The 17,155-nt window shown below is 47.4% G+C and carries 21 protein-coding genes; 4 read left to right on the top strand and 17 right to left on the bottom strand.

Features of this window, described 5'->3' with window-relative positions:
* Positions 1-195: 195 nt before the first annotated feature.
* The 13 genes from IPG80_RS01005 to IPG80_RS00945 form a co-directional block, all read right to left on the bottom strand.
* Positions 196-1,125, bottom strand: coding sequence for a BON domain-containing protein (locus IPG80_RS01005; RefSeq protein WP_345101718.1), 930 nt, complete (start codon positions 1,123-1,125; stop codon positions 196-198).
* 318 nt (positions 1,126-1,443) lie between these two features.
* On the bottom strand, positions 1,444-1,596 hold the full coding sequence (locus IPG80_RS01000) for a hypothetical protein (protein WP_345101716.1): 153 nt from the start codon (positions 1,594-1,596) through the stop codon (positions 1,444-1,446).
* 1 nt (position 1,597) lies between these two features.
* Positions 1,598-1,771, bottom strand: a complete 174-nt coding sequence (locus IPG80_RS00995) for a hypothetical protein (RefSeq protein ID WP_345101714.1) — start codon at positions 1,769-1,771, stop codon at positions 1,598-1,600.
* Positions 1,772-1,785: 14 nt separating this feature from the next.
* The gene (locus IPG80_RS00990; RefSeq protein ID WP_345101712.1) at positions 1,786-2,199 is read right to left on the bottom strand and encodes a YggT family protein; all 414 of its coding nucleotides are present in this window, start codon (positions 2,197-2,199) and stop codon (positions 1,786-1,788) included.
* A gap of 140 nt (positions 2,200-2,339) precedes the next feature.
* On the bottom strand, positions 2,340-2,594 hold the full coding sequence (locus tag IPG80_RS00985) for a GlsB/YeaQ/YmgE family stress response membrane protein (protein ID WP_345101710.1): 255 nt from the start codon (positions 2,592-2,594) through the stop codon (positions 2,340-2,342).
* Between the two features lie 50 nt (positions 2,595-2,644).
* Positions 2,645-2,881, bottom strand: a complete 237-nt coding sequence (locus tag IPG80_RS00980) for a CsbD family protein (protein WP_345101708.1) — start codon at positions 2,879-2,881, stop codon at positions 2,645-2,647.
* A 103-nt stretch (positions 2,882-2,984) separates the two neighbouring features.
* A complete protein-coding gene (locus IPG80_RS00975) occupies positions 2,985-3,443 on the bottom strand; it encodes a response regulator (protein ID WP_345101706.1) in 459 nt (152 codons plus the stop codon).
* A complete protein-coding gene (locus tag IPG80_RS00970) occupies positions 3,440-3,832 on the bottom strand; it encodes a cupin domain-containing protein (RefSeq protein WP_345101703.1) in 393 nt (130 codons plus the stop codon). The genes IPG80_RS00975 and IPG80_RS00970 overlap by 4 nt, the downstream gene beginning before the upstream one ends.
* Positions 3,833-3,863: 31 nt before the next feature.
* A complete protein-coding gene (locus tag IPG80_RS00965; RefSeq protein ID WP_345101701.1) occupies positions 3,864-4,244 on the bottom strand; it encodes a GlsB/YeaQ/YmgE family stress response membrane protein in 381 nt (126 codons plus the stop codon).
* Positions 4,245-4,553: 309 nt separating this feature from the next.
* Positions 4,554-6,047 (bottom strand): HD domain-containing phosphohydrolase, encoded by a 1,494-nt coding sequence (locus IPG80_RS00960; protein WP_345101699.1) that lies wholly within the window; start codon positions 6,045-6,047, stop codon positions 4,554-4,556.
* 304 nt (positions 6,048-6,351) lie between these two features.
* Complete coding sequence (locus IPG80_RS00955) at positions 6,352-7,308, bottom strand: sensor domain-containing diguanylate cyclase (RefSeq protein WP_345101697.1); 957 nt, start codon at positions 7,306-7,308, stop codon at positions 6,352-6,354.
* A gap of 223 nt (positions 7,309-7,531) precedes the next feature.
* A complete protein-coding gene (locus IPG80_RS00950; protein WP_345101695.1) occupies positions 7,532-8,167 on the bottom strand; it encodes a response regulator transcription factor in 636 nt (211 codons plus the stop codon).
* Entirely contained in the window at positions 8,164-9,732 is a 1,569-nt protein-coding gene (locus IPG80_RS00945; RefSeq protein WP_345101693.1) for a histidine kinase, read from the bottom strand. The genes IPG80_RS00950 and IPG80_RS00945 overlap by 4 nt, the downstream gene beginning before the upstream one ends.
* Before the next feature lie 268 nt (positions 9,733-10,000).
* On the opposite strand from IPG80_RS00945, the gene IPG80_RS00940 reads away from it, so the two are divergent.
* The 3 genes from IPG80_RS00940 (at position 10,001) to IPG80_RS00930 (ending at position 11,166) form a co-directional block, all read left to right on the top strand.
* Positions 10,001-10,444, top strand: a complete 444-nt coding sequence (locus IPG80_RS00940; RefSeq protein ID WP_345101691.1) for an ester cyclase — start codon at positions 10,001-10,003, stop codon at positions 10,442-10,444.
* 109 nt (positions 10,445-10,553) lie between these two features.
* Complete coding sequence (locus tag IPG80_RS00935) at positions 10,554-10,838, top strand: RNA-binding protein (RefSeq protein ID WP_345101689.1); 285 nt, start codon at positions 10,554-10,556, stop codon at positions 10,836-10,838.
* A gap of 13 nt (positions 10,839-10,851) precedes the next feature.
* Positions 10,852-11,166 carry a hypothetical protein gene (locus tag IPG80_RS00930; protein WP_345101687.1) on the top strand — a complete coding sequence of 105 codons (315 nt, stop codon included), beginning with the start codon at positions 10,852-10,854 and terminating at the stop codon, positions 11,164-11,166.
* 126 nt (positions 11,167-11,292) lie between these two features.
* Here the strand turns inward: IPG80_RS00930 and IPG80_RS00925 are convergent, their stop codons facing one another.
* The 4 genes from IPG80_RS00925 to IPG80_RS00910 form a co-directional block, all read right to left on the bottom strand.
* Positions 11,293-12,861, bottom strand: coding sequence for an FGGY-family carbohydrate kinase (locus tag IPG80_RS00925; protein ID WP_345101685.1), 1,569 nt, complete (start codon positions 12,859-12,861; stop codon positions 11,293-11,295).
* A gap of 109 nt (positions 12,862-12,970) precedes the next feature.
* Positions 12,971-14,170: an MFS transporter gene (locus tag IPG80_RS00920; protein ID WP_345101683.1), complete on the bottom strand. Its 1,200-nt coding sequence runs from the start codon at positions 14,168-14,170 to the stop codon at positions 12,971-12,973.
* A 62-nt stretch (positions 14,171-14,232) separates the two neighbouring features.
* Entirely contained in the window at positions 14,233-15,678 is a 1,446-nt protein-coding gene (locus tag IPG80_RS00915) for an aminotransferase class III-fold pyridoxal phosphate-dependent enzyme (protein ID WP_345101681.1), read from the bottom strand.
* 1 nt (position 15,679) lies between these two features.
* Positions 15,680-16,366, bottom strand: coding sequence for a class II aldolase/adducin family protein (locus IPG80_RS00910; protein WP_345101679.1), 687 nt, complete (start codon positions 16,364-16,366; stop codon positions 15,680-15,682).
* A 151-nt stretch (positions 16,367-16,517) separates the two neighbouring features.
* Here IPG80_RS00910 and IPG80_RS00905 point away from each other — a divergent pair, with 151 nt between their 5' ends.
* Entirely contained in the window at positions 16,518-17,117 is a 600-nt protein-coding gene (locus IPG80_RS00905; RefSeq protein ID WP_345101677.1) for a TetR/AcrR family transcriptional regulator, read from the top strand.
* Positions 17,118-17,155: the final 38 nt, after the last annotated feature.

The raw sequence follows: 17,155 nt of genomic DNA, 5'->3' as shown, positions 1-17,155 counted from the left end.
TTTTCTGTGAAGATAAAAATACTCCTTGAAACCCCGCCCGGATATCGCCGCATAAAAATATAAGGCTGTCTGCTGCGGGCAGGAGTATCATCTTCCATGCTTTCCACCCGGGTTGCCTGCAAAGGCAAATTGTTTATTAAATTAAACCTTTTTCGGTATCGAAAAGAATGAACCTTACTGAGGTGTGTTCCCAATCTAAATGTCGTTTTCATGATTTTCCAAAGAAAACAATACGTCCTCGGGGCAATAGGGATACGGAGGCGTCCAGTTATAAGGAGGAGCCACAAAATGAGCAGGGGCGAAATCCATATACTGATTCCTTTCAGCGCTGGTAATATAAAGAAAACCCGAAGTCTTGGTTAAATAACGGACTGCACTCATGGGAATAACGATCAGCCGCTCCAGAGAAAAGGTTCTTTCATCATCCATTGAAGGAGGTCCATCCAGCTGCCTGATAAATTTCCCTTGAAGCACCATAGCCATTACACGTCGATTATTCGGATTCACGATCACCTGTTTTACTGTTCCGGAGACCCAATCAAGAAAATAAATGGTTTCCCGAATGATCGGCTGGAGGAAGGGCGCATCAGAAAAATTTTGTTTAATTCCCATGAATTGAATGTTATTGATCACGCCACGGGTGTGCGGGTTTTCAGATACACATCTCTCTGCCAGCAATCTAATATTCTTATCCCTGACAATACCGTTTAGAGATACCACCCCATGAGAAGCACCTGTAAAGAATTTGCAGTCATAAGCATGTTCCAAACTTCCCAACGCAGATGCCACATCAAGGACAAGCTGGTCGTCTGAAACAAGAAAATTTTTTACTTCCACGATACCTGGGAGTAGATGGAGAGCGTTTTTAACCCGATTCTGACTCCTTGAACTTGTAATATGTCCACTCAAGGTGACGACCCTGTTTCTGACACGAATATCGATCTCGTAAAAATCCAATGACCGTATGATGGCATCTCCCCAAAGCGCATTAGTAACATCCAGTTTCAACTCCTCATCCTGTTTTTCGACCGGACTGAGGCTTTTCCCATGTACCGGGGTCAGAATACGCTCCTGACACCTCGAAATCTGTGCAGATGTATTCTCGTAGAGTTGTTCACTAAACATGGCTTGTTCCTTTCGCATTAACGCACGATGTAATCCATATTTCACAATAGTGTGCTCAAAACTTTAAAAATGAGACAAAAGCAATGATCAAGATAAAAATCCAGCAATGACCAGGGCGATAAATACAATGGTCAAAAAATAAGTCAAATTGCCTGAGAGGCGTGGACCAAGAGTTTTTGGATGTCCAAAAAATACATATACCCATAACATAAGCATTATTAGGATGGAAAGCTTAAGCACAAAATACCTGCCACTCACTCAGCGAAGAGAACTTTGTGAAAGGAGCAGCGACTAATTAGAAGCTGCTCCCATATTGGATCAGCGGTTGATCAAGAACAAAATACCTGCGATCAACGCACAAATTCCGGCGACGACATTCAATACTCCGCCGAGTCCCACGCCAAGCAGACTCAAGCCGAAAATGATCAAAAAGACCGCAAGCAAGATCCATTTCAATTTTTCCATGTTCATGTTATTTCTCCATTGATGTATCATCATTACGATCATACGGGTTGCCGAAATAGATTCCGGCCGCATTCTGCTCCTCATCCGTCAACCGGACAAAATTTACCAGCCATTGCAATATAGCTAGAAAGCTAAATCGTTTTTGTGTTTCAATCTCTGATTGACGAGGGGCATTTTTCATAAAGTCTCTAGGCTTTATCTGGGCGTACGGCTCTCGCTGGTACTGGTCTCTGTTACTGAAACCATGTTTCTGCGCGGACGATAAAAAATCAACCAGACAGTTCTTTCTACGGCCCAGGCGATAAGCCCATAGATCAAAATGGCAAACATGGATGACAGTTCAAGGATCATGCTGCCCATCGACGGTGAAGCGACTAACCCCTCAAATGGAAACAGGAATAGATAGGTAAACCCATAGATCAGGGCGACGATCGGGCTGGCAGGGTTGGCACCGACCAACTTAAGCCCGATGCGGAGCACGATTAGCGCTTCCAAAACACCGAACAGCAGCCAGACCCATTGCGTCAGCTTGAAACTAAAAATTCGCTGTTCACGCTCCGGTTCGCTTTGAGATGTTCTAACTTCTGATATTCTATTTTCGTTTGACAATTTAATAACTTCTTTCTATCTAGTTGGTCGAAATAAATCTTAGAAACTGCTGCTCAAGGCGCCGCTGAGGACGACACCTTGAGCAGGGATTTGTTTGCTAAATACTTACGAGAGACTACTTAAAGCCAGATCGAATTCTACTAACGGCGGATCTGTTTAACGATCCATAACAGAATGACCGAACCCAGCAAGGTTACGAGCAGCGTTGGGATGGTGATCGCATCATTAATCGTGCCGATTCCAAGAAGCGGGCTGATAAAGTATCCAGCCAAAAACGCGCCGATGATACCAACGAGAATATCAAGCAGGAGTCCTTGTTGAGAATTGGTTCTCATAATCCTGCTGGCGACATAGCCAACAATCGCCCCAAAGATCAAATAGATAATAATGTTCATGACTTTTCCTTTTCTTGTTGATGACCATGCAAGCACGGTCATCATTCCTTTTATTTGGAGGTGGGTTGGGTGGTCTTCTTCAGGTTGGCTTCATATGTGGTGACGCGCTTTTCGATCTCATCGGCTGCGGCTTCACGGGTATAGCCATATTTTTCCTGAAGGATACCTGTCAGAACTTCAAACTTGCCAGCGGCACGATCCAGATCGTCGTCTGTGAGTTTGCCCCACCAGACCTTCGCTTCACCTTTCATTTGTTTCCATTTGCCTTCTAAAATATCTTTGTTCATGTTTTGATCCTCCAGATCATTTGAAATCGCTGTCTCAATGTACGCCGGCACTCGAGACAGCGTGGGTGTGCCGGATTTCAAGACTCTCAATCAAGTATTGGCGTCAGTGATTACGAATGCCTGCGGCAACAGAACGCAGACGTTCGGCCACCCGCTCAGGAGATTCACCTTTGCTGATAAATGCGTCGGCGCCAGCGGAAAGCGCGGCTTGCTGACGGGCGTCCAGATGACTGATGAGAATAATGACAATTGCAGCTGGGCAGTTTTTTCGAAGCGTATCCAAAGCCGGGGTTTGCGAAGGGGGAAGCAACTCCCAATCGATCAACAACATATCCGCCCGGCTGGCAGGTGTAAGCACCAATGTAGTTGCCCAATCAGCAGCTTCACCAACGACTTCCATTTTTAAGTCCAGCAATACCAGGCGCAGGGCAGAACGTTCTTCAGAATTTGCATCGGCAATATATACGCGGGTCATACATCCATCGTATGATACAAACTCCCCAGCCGCATCCATCGGCTGGGGAGTTTGTATCTCCGCCACTTGGGGGAGGTGGTCATTCATTCTGTTGTTTTCCCGTCAAAATGCTCGCTATCCTTTTCAGCATCAGCGCGTGTACGATGAACGACTCCTTCACGGTGATTTGGAGGAGCATATAGTGTATAAAGCTTCAAAGGCACCTTACCGGTATTGATAATGTTATGCTTTGTGCCAGCAGGAACAAGAACTGCGAAGCCTGCGTTGATCTCAGTACGAACCCCATCGAGAAACGCCTCTCCGGTCCCCTCCTCGACACGAAAAAATTGATCCAGTTCATGCAATTCAACCCCGATATCCTCTTTGGGGTTCAAGCACATGACAACAAGCTGTATGCTACCCGCTGTGTAAAGCACTCTGCGAAACTCCCCATTTTTATTGACAATATCTTCGATGTTTTGAATAAAACCTTTCATTACATACCTCCAACTTATGATTTTTTATTTACTATTGAAGAAAAGGCAAAGCTCTAACGCTGATACAAAAAGCAGACGTTGCGCTCATCGTCCAGCAGTTGAAATACACATAGACCAACAGAAGAATCACCACAACCAATAAGAACCCGGAAACATTACGAAATAGTTTAGAGATCGCCAACAGGATGATGGCGCCGCCCAATGAAACCAAAAGGGCCGGAAGGCTAAAGTTACCTTCATTGATCGTGCTAATATTGAAAAGCGGGCTTAAAAACAGCCCCGCCACAAAGGCGCCTACAATGCCGACGATAATATCGGCAATCAACCCCTGGCGGTTGTTCGTTCTCATAATGATGCTGGCTACCCAGCCAATAACAGCCCCGACAATAATCCACACAATAAAGTTGATCATTTTTTCTCCTTATAAAGGCATCTTGATGCCTAAAAGATATATCCTTATTAATATTTTGAACTTTCAGGCTGTAACGCCTAAATAAGTCTTTAATAGAGCACAACGCTAATTCATCATACAACGCGCACTTTCCGGTCGCATCCATCGATTGGGGAGTGTCTATCTAGTTCGCTTGGGGGAGGTCAAAAATATCCCAGATCAAAATTTCTGTATTCACTTTTATAAATCAAGTACCCAGTCCAATTTCAGGTCTCATATAATTTCCTTGCCTCTCTGAAGCTCACCTATGCATTTAAAGCCCCATCTTTTTCAAGTTGATGCCGATGCAAGCTTCCTGCCAATAACATCCAAGAATAGGTTAACCACCTGCGGGTCAAAGTGTATCTCTGAAGAAGCCTGGATATACTTCAATGCATCGGGTATCGTCCAGGCGATGCGATATGGACGCTCGGATATGAGTGCATCCCAAACATCCACTACCGCGAAAATACGGGCTGTCACTGGAATTTGATCGCCTTTTAAACTTCGCGGATACCCGCTGCCATCCCATTTCTCATGATGACAATATGGAATATCCAGCGCCAATCTCAGGTAGCGAATAGGGGAAAGCATCTCATATGCAAAGACCGGATGCTTTTTCATCGCAATCCATTCATCATCTGACAAGACGCCGGGCTTGAATAGGATCGCATCCGGCACACCCATTTTGCCGATATCATGCAACAGCGATCCCCAGCGAACCTGCACTAATTCCGCGTCATTCAAACCGAAGGCGCGCGCAAGCTCCACAGTCAACTCTGTTACGCGCAGGCTATGCCCTTCCGTTTCCTTATCACGCAGATCAAGTGCATGCGACCAGCCTTCGATCGTGGCATCATATGCCAGAGTCAGTTCCGCATTGGAACGCTGCAAGCTCTCGAAGAGTGCAGCGTTATCCACTGCGATCGCAAGATGACTTGCCAAGGTATTAAGAAAATCAAACCATTCTGTATCAGGATCCAGTTTAGTGCGATGAAAAACTTCCAACACGCCTTTAATTTGTCCCTTAACGATCAACGGCGCGCCATAATAGCAGACAAAATCCTCGCCCTTTAAAAATTTGGATAATAACAAATTATCCGGTTCATCTTCTATGCTTGAGATTTGAATGAGTCTGCCTTCCATCGCGACCCGCCCGGCATAACTTTCACCTAAGCGCACCTGCGCCGTTTTCACAGAGTTGGTCCGGAAACCTTGTTCGGCACCATACTCCAACATTTGGATGTTCGGATTAAATATTAAAATATCAGCCGCATCAACCCTAAGCTCTTTCGTTACATTTTCAAGAACCTCCTTCAAGCTAAACTTCAAGTCAAAATTTGATGTAATAGCCCGGTCAATAGCGCTCAAGGCGATTAGATGCTCAAGTTGTCTCTGTATCTTTTCTTCGGCAAACTTCCGTTCCGTAATATTACGAATATTGCATTGGATCACTTTCTCATTACCCACAAGGTATACGTTGCTGACAAACTCTACATTTACCAGCGTTCCATTTTTAGCTTTAAGCGGCAGGTCATCATAACGGATAAACTCATCCACCTGTAAGGCTTCAAAGGCATCCTTACTGGCTTCGATGTCTCGAAATGCGCCAACTTCCCACAGCTTCCTTTTTAAAAACTCTTCCCGCGAATATCCCAGCATTTGTATCAAATATGGGTTTACATCCTCGATCATTCCAGTTTGGGCATCTAAAATCAGGATGCCATCCTGCGCCGCCTCAAAAAGACGGCGGTACCGAATCTCAGAATCCTTCAGCACTTGCATGATAGATCTCCCGATGTTTCCAATGTCAGCTGCATGGGCTATTTACTACCTTTCCTAACTACCTTCATACATTGGCGCAGCGATACTCATTAATTTTAGTATGCACACTCCCCAGCCGTATCCATCTGCTGGGGAGTGTTTTTATCCGCCACTTGGGGGAGGTCGAAACAATATATTAAGTGCTCAGCACCAATATTCACTCAACCCTCCAAGAACTATTCCAGGATTCATAAACATGATAAATCATGTTTATTTTCAGACTTCATATTATGCTTTTATTTCTCTGCCAGGTTACAGGAGAAAATCATTCGGTTGGCTCAGCGACCACAATCTGTCCACGCCCTGCACGCTTGGCACGATAAAGCGCAGAATCAACAACACGCAAAATAGTAGAACCAGTAGTGCCATGTTCAGGAAAAGCAGCAACACCAATAGAAAGAGTAATTTCATTGAGTGATAGTCCATCAAATCGATAATCAAACTGTCTGGCTTTTTCACAAAGGAGGTGAGCACGTTCATGGACGATCACCTGCGGGGCGTCTGGCAAAATAATAATAAATTCATCGCCGCCATAACGGCAGGGAACATCCTCCCCACGAACATGGTTTAGAAAGAGCCTGCCCAGTTCACGCAGAATCACGTCACCTGCCGCGTGTCCATGGGCATCATTGACGCCTTTGAAATTGTCCACATCGAGCATGATCACGCCAAGGGGTAAATGACTTCGGGCAGCTCGCAGCAAATCCCTTTCCAAAGTCTCTTCCATATATCGGCGATTAAACAAACCTGTTAAATAATCACGAACCGATTGTTCTCGCAGGTCTGCTTCGCTTTTTTGAAGGGCATCCTGAATGCGCACACGTTCGGTGATATCGCGAATATTGCATTGAATGACTTTCTCATCACCAGCCCAATAAACATTACTGACAAATTCAACCTGGATCATCCGCCCATCCTTTGCCCTGAGCGGCAGATTCTTATATCGAATGTATTCGTTCTTCTGCAAGGCTTTAAAAGCATCCTTGCTGGCTTTAACATCCTTGAATGCGCCAACTTCCCAGAGCTTCTTTTGGACAAACTCTTCGCATGAATATCCCAGCATATTGATCAGGAAGGGATTTACATCGGTGATCGCACCTGTATCAGCATTCAAGATCAAGATACCATCCTGAGCTGCTTCAAAAAGGCGGCGATATCGGATTTCAGAATCCTTCAGAGATTGCGTAATGGTTTCCCCGGTGCTTTCTACGTCAATATCCATAAATATAAGCTGCCTTCCTGCATCTTTTCAAAATGACTGCGCCGATACTCCTTAATTTTATAGTGCATGAGCGTCCCTGTTATCCATCCATTGGGGAAACTTTTTATCCGCCATTTGGGGGAGGATAAATCATCCCTAAACGGGTACTATAAATATACCCTTCGTCAGGATGCCCCCCTCATCCTGGTGGAGGGTATTTTGTAGAAATATTTTAATTAAAACTTCAGGGAACGATCCGGCTGCGAAGCGCCAACGTCACTGCCTCGGTGCGGCTTGCCACACCAAGCTTTGATAACACATTACTTACATGCGATTTGATGGTGGATGAACTGACCCCCAGCCGTGTTGCGATCTGTATGTTGCTCAATCCTTCAGTCATCAAGGCTAACACTTCACGTTCGCGCTCGGTCAAATCCAAGCCGGGAACAGGCGGCAGATTGGCAGTTTCTACAAGAGATTGGGCAGCTTCGGGCGAGAGAATGGCGCGTCCCGCGTGCGCAGACCGAATCGCCCTGGCAAGCTCATCCGCCGAGACATCCTTAAGTAAATAACCGATCGCCCCCGCTTCCAGCGCTTTTTTGATCAACCCGCCTTCTTTGAAACTGGTCAATACAATGACCTGCACATGTTGAAACTGTCGGCGGATCTGCCGGGTGGTCTCTGCCCCATCCATATCAGGCAGGACCATATCCATAAGAATTACATCCGGCTTGACCTCGCCACACAACTTAATGGCAGCAGCACCATTTTCAGCCTCCCCTACCAGCAACAACCCATCAAATATTTTCAGAAAAGTCACAAGCCCTTTACGGACCATGGCATGGTCATCCACAAGCATAACGCGAATAAGGTCGGTCATAATGCCTCTTTTCTCTCCAACTCTCTCCAGTAAATCGTCAGTTCCGTCCCCTTGCCCGGCTGGCTTATGATCGTTAATTGTGCACCAACCGCTTCAGCACGTTCGCGCATCATACTCAAGCCGTAATGACCCGATGCGATTTGTGCGGGGTCAAACCCTTTGCCATCGTCACGAATATTTAATTCGATGGAAGTATTTTCCTGCTTCAGGATGACCTCTACGCTGTGAGCTTCGGCGTGTTTTGCGATATTACTCAACGCTTCCTGACCGACACGGTACACTGCCACTTGAACCTCAGCAGGTAACATGCCCTCACCTTTCACAATAATGGTCGAAGGTATATTCGTACGTCCTGTGAATGAATTACCTAATAAACGTAATAGATCACCCAGCTCTGCATCGATCAATGTTGAAGGGCGAAGTTCAGCCAGCAAGGCACGCATTTCCGCCATAGCGCCACGCGTTAATTTCCGCAAGTCTTCGAGCGAATGCCGTGCCTCATCCTGATCGCGGTCCCATAAACGTGGTAGTACTTCTGCGATCAGCCCTGCCGAAAAAAGGGACTGATTAACAGCGTCATGCAGGTCACGCGCCAATCGTTGACGTTCTTCCAAAACCGCCAACTCCTGCGCATGCCCGTAGAGTTCGGCGTTGATCATTGTGATGGCCGCCTGGTTGGCTACACTAAGAGCCAGGTCAGCATGGTGAGACGTAAAAAAGTCCGGTTTCTGATGCGCCACCCCCATGCCACCGATCACACGGCTCTTCACAGCCAGAGGAACCCACATCCATGAATTCATACCATCCAGCAATAAGGCTGCGCCGTCCTCCAATAGAGCACGCAGAGACCGCGCTTGAGGTTCATCGCTCCACACGTTCGCAATACGCATCGGGCGATGTTCATTGAATAATGTCTTCAGGGTCTCAGGGTCGTTTAAAAGAATACGAACAGGCGCAGATTTTTCCAATGGTGTTGCTCCGCGCATTGCCAGGGTAATGAAAGTCGATTTTTCCAGAGAGAACAGCCCGGCATGGTCGTATTCGATGATTTCGCGCAATTGGTCAAGGATCAGCCCAGGCTGGAGTTCAAGTGTTGATGCCAGTGTATGCGATATCTCCAATAGTGTGGCTTGTTCATGCAGGCGAGTTTCCACGCGCTGATTGAGATGCTGTTCTGCAAGTATTTGTTTGCTCACATCACGAACGACCCCCAACAGGCATGGATGCTTGTGATAATTAAATATACTCGTACGCCACTCGGCATTGAAGGTTGAGTTGTCCTTCCGCACATGCAACGTCTGCACATCGAATGCGCCACCTGCTCGAGTTGTCTGTAAAAAATCATGGAACGCAGGCTGGCTTTCTGGATGAATGAACTTTAATAATGGCATTCCAATGAACGCATCATGAGTATAGCCATGCATGATGCAGGCCGCTGGGTTCGCTTCGAGCACCAACCCAGTTTGTAGATCGCCGATGATTACCCCATCATTGGTTGCTTCAAAAATACTGCGATATTGCCAGTCCACGGGCGATTCATTCGCGTGAACCAAGCTTTTTTTCAAGGATCAACCTCTTTCTAAAAAACTCCCGGCTTCAGGAAAATTCGATGCATTAGTATGATATTCATTCTACATCAATAAAAAAGGCATTTCATTAATACATTCATATTATTGCCGCGTATTATGAGTTGATAGTGTGCTACACTGTTAATGGCGCTTTAAGACAATATTTTTATCAAACTGGGGGAAACGGAGGATATTCCATAGGGACTATCCATTAATCCATGCCCGTTTAATCGGAAATGGCACGAATAGCAAAAAGGAATACATTATGAATAAAAGAGAGACTGTTCAAGTTCTTATGGATTCGATCCAGAAGGGCGAATTTGAGCTCGCAAAATCCATGCTGGCAGATGATTTTCAATTCAGCGGCTCGGTCCCTGAGCCGCTCAACAAGGATGCTTGGCTTGAGATGAGCATAAACCTGAAATCTGCATTCCCCAACCTGAACTATCACTTCAAAATGATCGGCACAGATGGTGATGTTGTGAGATCCACCACACAAATAAGCGGCACACAGACGGGGACACTCAACCTTGTGAACATGAACATGGGTTCAACGCCCGCCACAAACAAATCTGTTTCCGCAAAAACAGCAAAAACGAGGATAACCATCAAAAAGGACAAGATCACATTATGGGCAGTGGAGCCAACCGAAGGCGCTGATCTGACCGATATTCTTAGTCAACTTGGGGTGAAGCATTCAGGTCATTAACAGCTTAAAAGGCTATACGATCTCGGTTGGTGTGGCTTCACCGCCGCGGACCTTTATGGGGTTGGCGGCGTTTTTATTTCGACAACAGGGGAGAAAGCGATTTTAAGGCATGGAAATAGAACTATATGTGGGAAATCTCTCAAAGCTAACAACTCACGGCGACTTACGATTTTTATTCTCGCAAGCAGGGAAAGTTACTGAAGCGATACTAAGTTTGGATGGAAAGAGCGGCGAGCCCAAAGGCTACGCCTTTGTTACTATGAGTGCTCAAAGCGAAGCCGACAAAGCAGTCAATATGTTCGACGGCTATTTATTTTTTGAACATGAACTGACGGTACACCTTGCCAAACCAAGGGCACAACGCGGTTTTAAAGACCTGACAGCCAAACGATAATCATTCTCAAATTATGAAAAAACAAATGATCAATCTAAATATCAATACGATAATTTACAAACCAGTCAAACTGGTCTTTGATTTTATGAGTACGCCCGAAAACGATTTTCAATGGCAGTATGGCACACTGGCCTCCGCCAGACTCTCTGAAGGTACAAATACCATCGGCTCATTTTTTCGAAGTATTGGGCACCTCATGGGTCAACGTGCTCAAGGCACTTTTGAAGTAATATGGCATCGCCTTGGTAGGAATAGATTTTACAACCTATTGCGAAGGGTGACAGTTCGAGTAGGAACCGATTATTTAAAGATCCTGCAATATTCTTAATTCTATAAAAATACGAAACGATTAATGAGAAAAGCCTTCTCAAATCGAGAAGGCTTTGGCGGCCAGATAAAAATGGAAAGTCTGGTTGGCACATGGTAACCGTGCTGCCCATCTGCCAACCAGACTTTACTGATTCAAATGGCGATAGACGCCCTTCATTTGTTTATAAATTAATTGGAAGTTTTCAAACCCGCGATCGTACACGGCTCGATTCTGGACTTGGGGTTGATACGCCCTTCGGAACTGGATCAACTCTGGGATATCGGCAAACTTAATTTCGCCCAATCCTGCCGCCGCGATCCACGCCGCGCCGCGGGCATTGGCATAGATGGGGTCTGCAACCTGTTTGATCTCCACATTCATCACATCCGCAAATATCTGGCACCACACATCCGACTGCGCTCCCCCGCCAACGATGTTGATGTTGTTCACTTTGCGCCCCAGGAATTTCTCCACAGGTGAAAGAAGCCAACGTGTGTTGTAAGCTATGCCCTCTAAAAAGGCGCGGATGATATCCTCCCGTGTGGAGTTGAGCGACAAGTTATAAAGTCCGGCACGAAGCGTTTTATCATCCACTGGCGCACGCTCCCCCCAGATCCAAGGCGTGTACATGACTCCATTCGCACCTGCAGGGACACGGTTCGCGATCTGATCGAGCACTTTGAAAATATCGGGCACATCGGCTTCTTGCAGTAATTCATCCTTGTGATAGATGATGTTGTCGCGCAGGAAGGTGAGGTTGCCGCCCGCCGTGGCTTGCAGCGCCGTGAGCAAATAACGCCCCGGCACCGCACATGGAATCGACGCCATGCTCGAAGCCACATCCGTTTTCTTGAACGGCACATGCGCTGCCATCCATGAAGAGGTACCGATGTAAAGATGAAGTGCGTAATCGTCTACAGCACCCGCGCCTATTGCCGCGGCTGTGTTATCAATCGCACCAGCCACCACTTTCACATTGGATGACAAGCCAAGTGCATTGGCAACATCGCCACGAAGATCACCGATCACTTTTGTGCAGGCGACCACATCGGGGAGTTTCTCGCGGTCAATGCCGAGCGAACGGATCAGCGAATCGTTGTAATGAATATCATCGGGGTTGCGATTATCCGTCACCCAGGAAGTCACGATTGAATCAAAACTTGCTACGAACTCGCCGGTCAGGCGCAGGTTGATGTAGTCAAGCACGTTCAAAAACTTGTGAGTCTTTTTGTAAATCTCCGGCATCGTATCGCGGATGAAAAGCATGTGTGCCGCCGGGTCTTTGCCGGTCATCGAAGGCATACCGCCGGTGAGCCGAACAAAACGAAGCACATTTGAAATCCCTGCGCCGTCGATGTTGATCAAGCCGCCAATTTGTTTTTTCAAATTCGCCGCGCCGCGCATGTCCATCCATAGGATGGCGTTGCCAAGTGCATTGCCATCTTTGTCAACCGCAACCGTCCCTTCCCCTTGTGTGGATGCACAAACCGCAATCACATTCGCACCGTAATTCTTCTTCATCAACCTTCCCGCCGCTGAAAGAAACGCCTGCCACCACTCTTCTGGTGATTGCTCCGCGCCGCCATCTGGTGTGAGAATCAGGCGCACGGGTTCAGCTTCCCATCCCAGCACCTTTCCGCTGACGGAGATCAGTGCTACCTTCATGCCAGATGTACCAAGGTCAATTGCGAGAATCAGTTTTTCTTGGGTCATTGTTTTTCTCTGCTTAATTGTCACCCTGAGCGATAGCGAAGGGTCTCTACCATTGAAGTAGAGATGCTTCGCTATCGCTCAGCATGACACGAAAAGGGTTTTGTGTAAATTATCTCTGCGGATCTTTCATTTGCGTTACAAGCGCGGCACTCACAACCAACAAACCAATTGCCAATAACAACGCAGGTGTGAACGAGCCGTCTTCCGTCTTCAAGGCTTCCATGATGTACACAAACACCACCGACGCCTGACCGAACAATTGTATCAAGCCATTCGAGGTTCCCTCAGGAGTCGGCTGGGTCACTTCAGAGGCGTATTGCATCCCAATTGGGCTGGTACTCACAAGGAAGAATCCCATCGCAAAAGCAGAGACGAATAACAGCCAACCGGTTGTCGCAAATGCCAAACCGATCAAGCCGGGAATCGCCAACAACATGCCAGCCAAAATATAAGGCTGACGTTTGCGAGTTTTATCCGAAAACGGCGGGATGATGACTGCGCCTAACACGCCGCCCACCAACATCAACGCACCGAGGGTGCCTGCATCGGTCGGCGTAAACCCACGCGGACGGATGATATTCTCCACCCAGGTGGTCACACCGTTGAAGATGCCCAATCCAACAAACGAAACGAATAGATACAGCCAAAACGATTTGACCGTGAAAGCATGCTTCAATCCGTCCAACATCAAAGCGCGGACGTCACTGCCATCCGGTCCCGGAGGCGTGGGCGGAGTTTCTTTGGCAAAGATAATGAACAGCACAGATGATACAGCCGCGATCCCGCCATAGATCAATTGTACGGTCGGGATAGCCATGGTTTCAGTCAACACAGGGGTCAACACCATACCCAATGCAGTCCCGACCAAATTGGCAAGTGTGACAAGTCCAACCGCGGTGGCACGTTCTTCGATGGCAAACCAGTTCGCAGGAACTTTTGTCCACGCATTGAGCAGGAAAGGCTGAGCGGCGGCAATGCCTACCGTACTCCACAAAACAAGGGAGTAATTTGCCCCAGCAAATCCGCGCAAGATACCAAAAATCCCCATCATTACTGCGCCGATGCTGACCGCTACTCGAAACCCGTATGTATCGATCACCCATGAAACCGGAATCGAGAGTGGAATGAAAGCGATCATGAATGACATCGCCAGCAAACCGATCTGTAGATCAGTCACGCCATAGAATGCGGCGGCAGGACCCGTGATCGGTGCATAGGTGATCCATAACATTTGGATGGTCAGGTTGATGAACATGAACACGCCCAACACCACCCAGCGATACCCATAAAGTTTAAATTTGTCTGTCATGCCATGATGCTCCTTTGTTATTTGTTTTGTCATCCTTCGCTGCTGCTCCGGGTGAGATGAAATCAAACACACGCCGCTAAAACAGTTTCAAACTTACTCAATGCGCTATCGATCACTTCATCCGTATCTGCCATCGAGGTGTACATGCGCGAACCAGCTAAAGTGATAAGCCCTTGCGACATATACGCTGCGCCCATTTCTTCGATCATGTGCTTGCGCGGCTTGAGTTCCTTCGCCAAGCGGATCGGGTTACGCAAATCCAGCAACATCACTCCGGATGTCTCCAAATGGACGATCGAACCTTGGTTGTACACCACGAACGGCAAGCCGTATTTTTCAATGATGGCTTGCAAACCTTTGGTAAGCCTGTCCCCTGCCTTGCCAGCAATCACCGCCGCGTTCGTGCGTTCCATCTCTAACAAAGAGTAATAACCCGCCACACATGAAAGTGGGTTCGCAGAAAGCGTCCCGCCCACATAAGCACGTTCACCAATACCGCCAATGCCCGCCGCAAAACGCGAAACGACTTCGGCGCGTCCGCCCACACCGCCCGCCATTGGGTAACCGCCCGTGATGCATTTGCCGAACACCGTCAGATCGGGTTTGACGCCGAAGTAGCCTTGAGCACCGCCCAAACCCACGCGAAAGCCGGTCACAACTTCGTCGAAGATAAGAAGCGCACCGAACTCATCACACAACTCACGGATCTTTTGATTGAAGTCAAACGGCACAGGACGTGTCCCCGATTCAGGTCCCAACGGCTCGACGATCACCGCCGCGGTGCCGCCCCGCAGCCTGTTCAGCCAAAGTTGACGTTTCAATGCCCCGAGGCTATTCGGAAAAAATTCTTTTGTTGCAGCGCTCGCTCCGCGTGGAATACCCGTCGCCTCAAGCCGCCCCGTGCCGGGAATGTGCAAGCCATAGACCATCGGGTCACTCCAGCCATGATACGCGCCGCCGACCTTGATGACATATTTTTTCTTGGTGAACGCCCGCGCCGCACGAACCGCCGCCATCACGCTCTCTGTGCCTGAGCCCAGCATGCGGAACATCTCCACCGCGGGCATGAAGCGATTGACGAGCTCTGCCAGTTTCAATTCGTATTCATGGAATAAACCAGTCACAGGTCCGCATTCATTGAGCATCTCAAAAACTTTTTCGCGCACGGGCGCATAGTTGCTGCCCAACACGGTCGGACCGCCCGCCTGCAAAAAGTCGATGTATTCATTGCCGTCTGCATCCCAAAGATAAGCGCCGTCCGTTTTTTCGATGGCAATCGGAAACGGATAATTGAACGCCAAGTTGTGTTGCACGCCGCCCGGGATGAACTTCTTGGCTTCGTCGGTTAATTCTTTGGAACGTTTGCATTGGTTATCAAAATAACTCAGGAACTCCTGCATCTTTTCGCGCTTTACATGGCGCAACGGCTGACTGATGAGGTTGTTTAGTTTTTTATAAACTTCATCGACATCATGATATTCACTAATCGCATATTTTTGTTCATTCATTTTATTCACCACTTTTTACTTCTTCACCCTTTTCAACTTTTTTCTGGTCCTTACGCAGCTTGGCAAAGGCGATCTCACGCACCGCCAAAGGAATCTTGCTGATCTTCTTCTCAGTACAAATTACTAATAAATATGCCATGGCACATTTTTCTAGAATCTCAACATTATGCACAGCTCGTTCCATGTCGTGACCAAAAACCAACGCACCGTGATTTTGCATCATGAACGCATTGTTGTGATTCTTTACATGCTTTGCCACTGTATTCTTCAACATCCCCGTCCCAGAAGGCGCATATGGAATGATCTCGACACTGCGACCTAAAAAGCGCGCCTGCTCATCAAACAGAGCCGGGATCGGTGACTTGATCAAGGTCAATGCGCTGGTGTAGACCTGATGCGTATGGACGATGGCATTCACATCTCCCCGCACCTGATACACCGCCCCATGCATGGCAGACTCGACCGATGGCTTGAGATGACCTTCAAGCATGTTCAAGTCAAAATCCAAAATGCAGACGTCTTCCGGCGTCATCTTCATATAATCGTAATTCGACGGGGTGATGGCAAAAGCCTCCTTGTTTGCTACACGCATGGACAAATTCCCACCCGTTGCCATCAAAAATCCTTTGCGCACCAACTCGTGTGCGGTTTCGACGATCAGCTTTTTTTCAAAATCAAAACTTCCCATAGGATATTCCTTCGCTCATAGTTGCCGGTCGGCGTAATTTCAAAAACCCCCCCCCCGGGACCCCCCCCCCCCGCGCGTGGTATAACTAGACACTGTCCAGATTTTAGGTCACAATCTTGACGGTGTCAAGATTTTAGCTTAACATCTCCCCATGCCATCGAAAAAGTATCATCATGGAGATCTAAAAAACGCCCTCATCAAAGCCGGAGTGGAAATTCTGGCAAAAGAAGGCGTTGGTGGATTAAGCCTGCGTAAAGTGGCTCAACGTGCTGGAGTGAGTCACTCCGCGCCGTATGCGCACTTCCCGGATAAACAATCGCTTATCGCTGCGATCTCGACTGAGGGTTTTAATCAACTTTACGCAGAGTTGGAAGCGGCAATATCCTCCCATTCCAAAAACCCCAAAAAGCAGCTCATTGATGGCGCAAAAACATATGTCCGCTTTGCAGAGGAAAACACTGACACATTCAAGATCATGTTCTCCGGTGTGTTGGAAAAAGAAAAAGATTATCCATCCTTTGTAGAGATATCAAGTAAGACGTTTAAATTGGTCGTGGAAGTTATACAAGCCTGTCAAAATGCTGGCATCTTACCCACGGCTCCCGCAGATCTGATGGCTGTTTCCGTTTGGGGGCAAGTGCATGGGGTAGTGTCGCTGGCGCTGGAAGGACAGATTTCTCATACTCTGTTGGAGAAAAAAAATATAGAGAATATTGTCTCATTCGCCCTGGGAGAGATGATAAATTCTTAACACGAACTAAACAAGTTCTAAACATCTTCCTGCTATCG

Origin of the sequence: Candidatus Villigracilis vicinus, assembly GCF_016702885.1 — a bacterium.
GTDB classification, from domain to species: domain Bacteria; phylum Chloroflexota; class Anaerolineae; order Anaerolineales; family Villigracilaceae; genus Villigracilis; species Villigracilis vicinus.
Note: the sequence above shows the minus strand (reverse complement) of the source record. Positions and strands in the feature narration are given on the sequence as shown.

Bases quoted from the DNA above. Each gene is read 5' to 3' on its own strand.
- IPG80_RS00930 (WP_345101687.1), top strand. From the start codon at position 10,852: ATGAAAAAACAAATGATCAATCTAAATATCAATACGATAATTTACAAA.
- IPG80_RS01005 (WP_345101718.1), bottom strand. From the start codon at position 1,125: ATGTTTAGTGAACAACTCTACGAGAATACATCTGCACAGATTTCGAGG.
- IPG80_RS00980 (WP_345101708.1), bottom strand. From the start codon at position 2,881: ATGAACAAAGATATTTTAGAAGGCAAATGGAAACAAATGAAAGGTGAA.
- IPG80_RS00985 (WP_345101710.1), bottom strand. From the start codon at position 2,594: ATGAACATTATTATCTATTTGATCTTTGGGGCGATTGTTGGCTATGTC.
- IPG80_RS00905 (WP_345101677.1), top strand. From the start codon at position 16,518: ATGCCATCGAAAAAGTATCATCATGGAGATCTAAAAAACGCCCTCATC.
- IPG80_RS00955 (WP_345101697.1), bottom strand. From the start codon at position 7,308: ATGGATATTGACGTAGAAAGCACCGGGGAAACCATTACGCAATCTCTG.
- IPG80_RS00970 (WP_345101703.1), bottom strand. From the start codon at position 3,832: ATGAAAGGTTTTATTCAAAACATCGAAGATATTGTCAATAAAAATGGG.
- IPG80_RS00950 (WP_345101695.1), bottom strand. From the start codon at position 8,167: ATGACCGACCTTATTCGCGTTATGCTTGTGGATGACCATGCCATGGTC.
- IPG80_RS00995 (WP_345101714.1), bottom strand. From the start codon at position 1,771: ATGAAAAATGCCCCTCGTCAATCAGAGATTGAAACACAAAAACGATTT.
- IPG80_RS00910 (WP_345101679.1), bottom strand. From the start codon at position 16,366: ATGGGAAGTTTTGATTTTGAAAAAAAGCTGATCGTCGAAACCGCACAC.
- IPG80_RS00925 (WP_345101685.1), bottom strand. From the start codon at position 12,861: ATGACCCAAGAAAAACTGATTCTCGCAATTGACCTTGGTACATCTGGC.
- IPG80_RS00935 (WP_345101689.1), top strand. From the start codon at position 10,554: ATGGAAATAGAACTATATGTGGGAAATCTCTCAAAGCTAACAACTCAC.
- IPG80_RS00975 (WP_345101706.1), bottom strand. From the start codon at position 3,443: ATGAATGACCACCTCCCCCAAGTGGCGGAGATACAAACTCCCCAGCCG.
- IPG80_RS00915 (WP_345101681.1), bottom strand. From the start codon at position 15,678: ATGAATGAACAAAAATATGCGATTAGTGAATATCATGATGTCGATGAA.
- IPG80_RS00965 (WP_345101701.1), bottom strand. From the start codon at position 4,244: ATGATCAACTTTATTGTGTGGATTATTGTCGGGGCTGTTATTGGCTGG.
- IPG80_RS00940 (WP_345101691.1), top strand. From the start codon at position 10,001: ATGAATAAAAGAGAGACTGTTCAAGTTCTTATGGATTCGATCCAGAAG.
- IPG80_RS00920 (WP_345101683.1), bottom strand. From the start codon at position 14,170: ATGACAGACAAATTTAAACTTTATGGGTATCGCTGGGTGGTGTTGGGC.
- IPG80_RS00960 (WP_345101699.1), bottom strand. From the start codon at position 6,047: ATGCAAGTGCTGAAGGATTCTGAGATTCGGTACCGCCGTCTTTTTGAG.
- IPG80_RS01000 (WP_345101716.1), bottom strand. From the start codon at position 1,596: ATGAACATGGAAAAATTGAAATGGATCTTGCTTGCGGTCTTTTTGATC.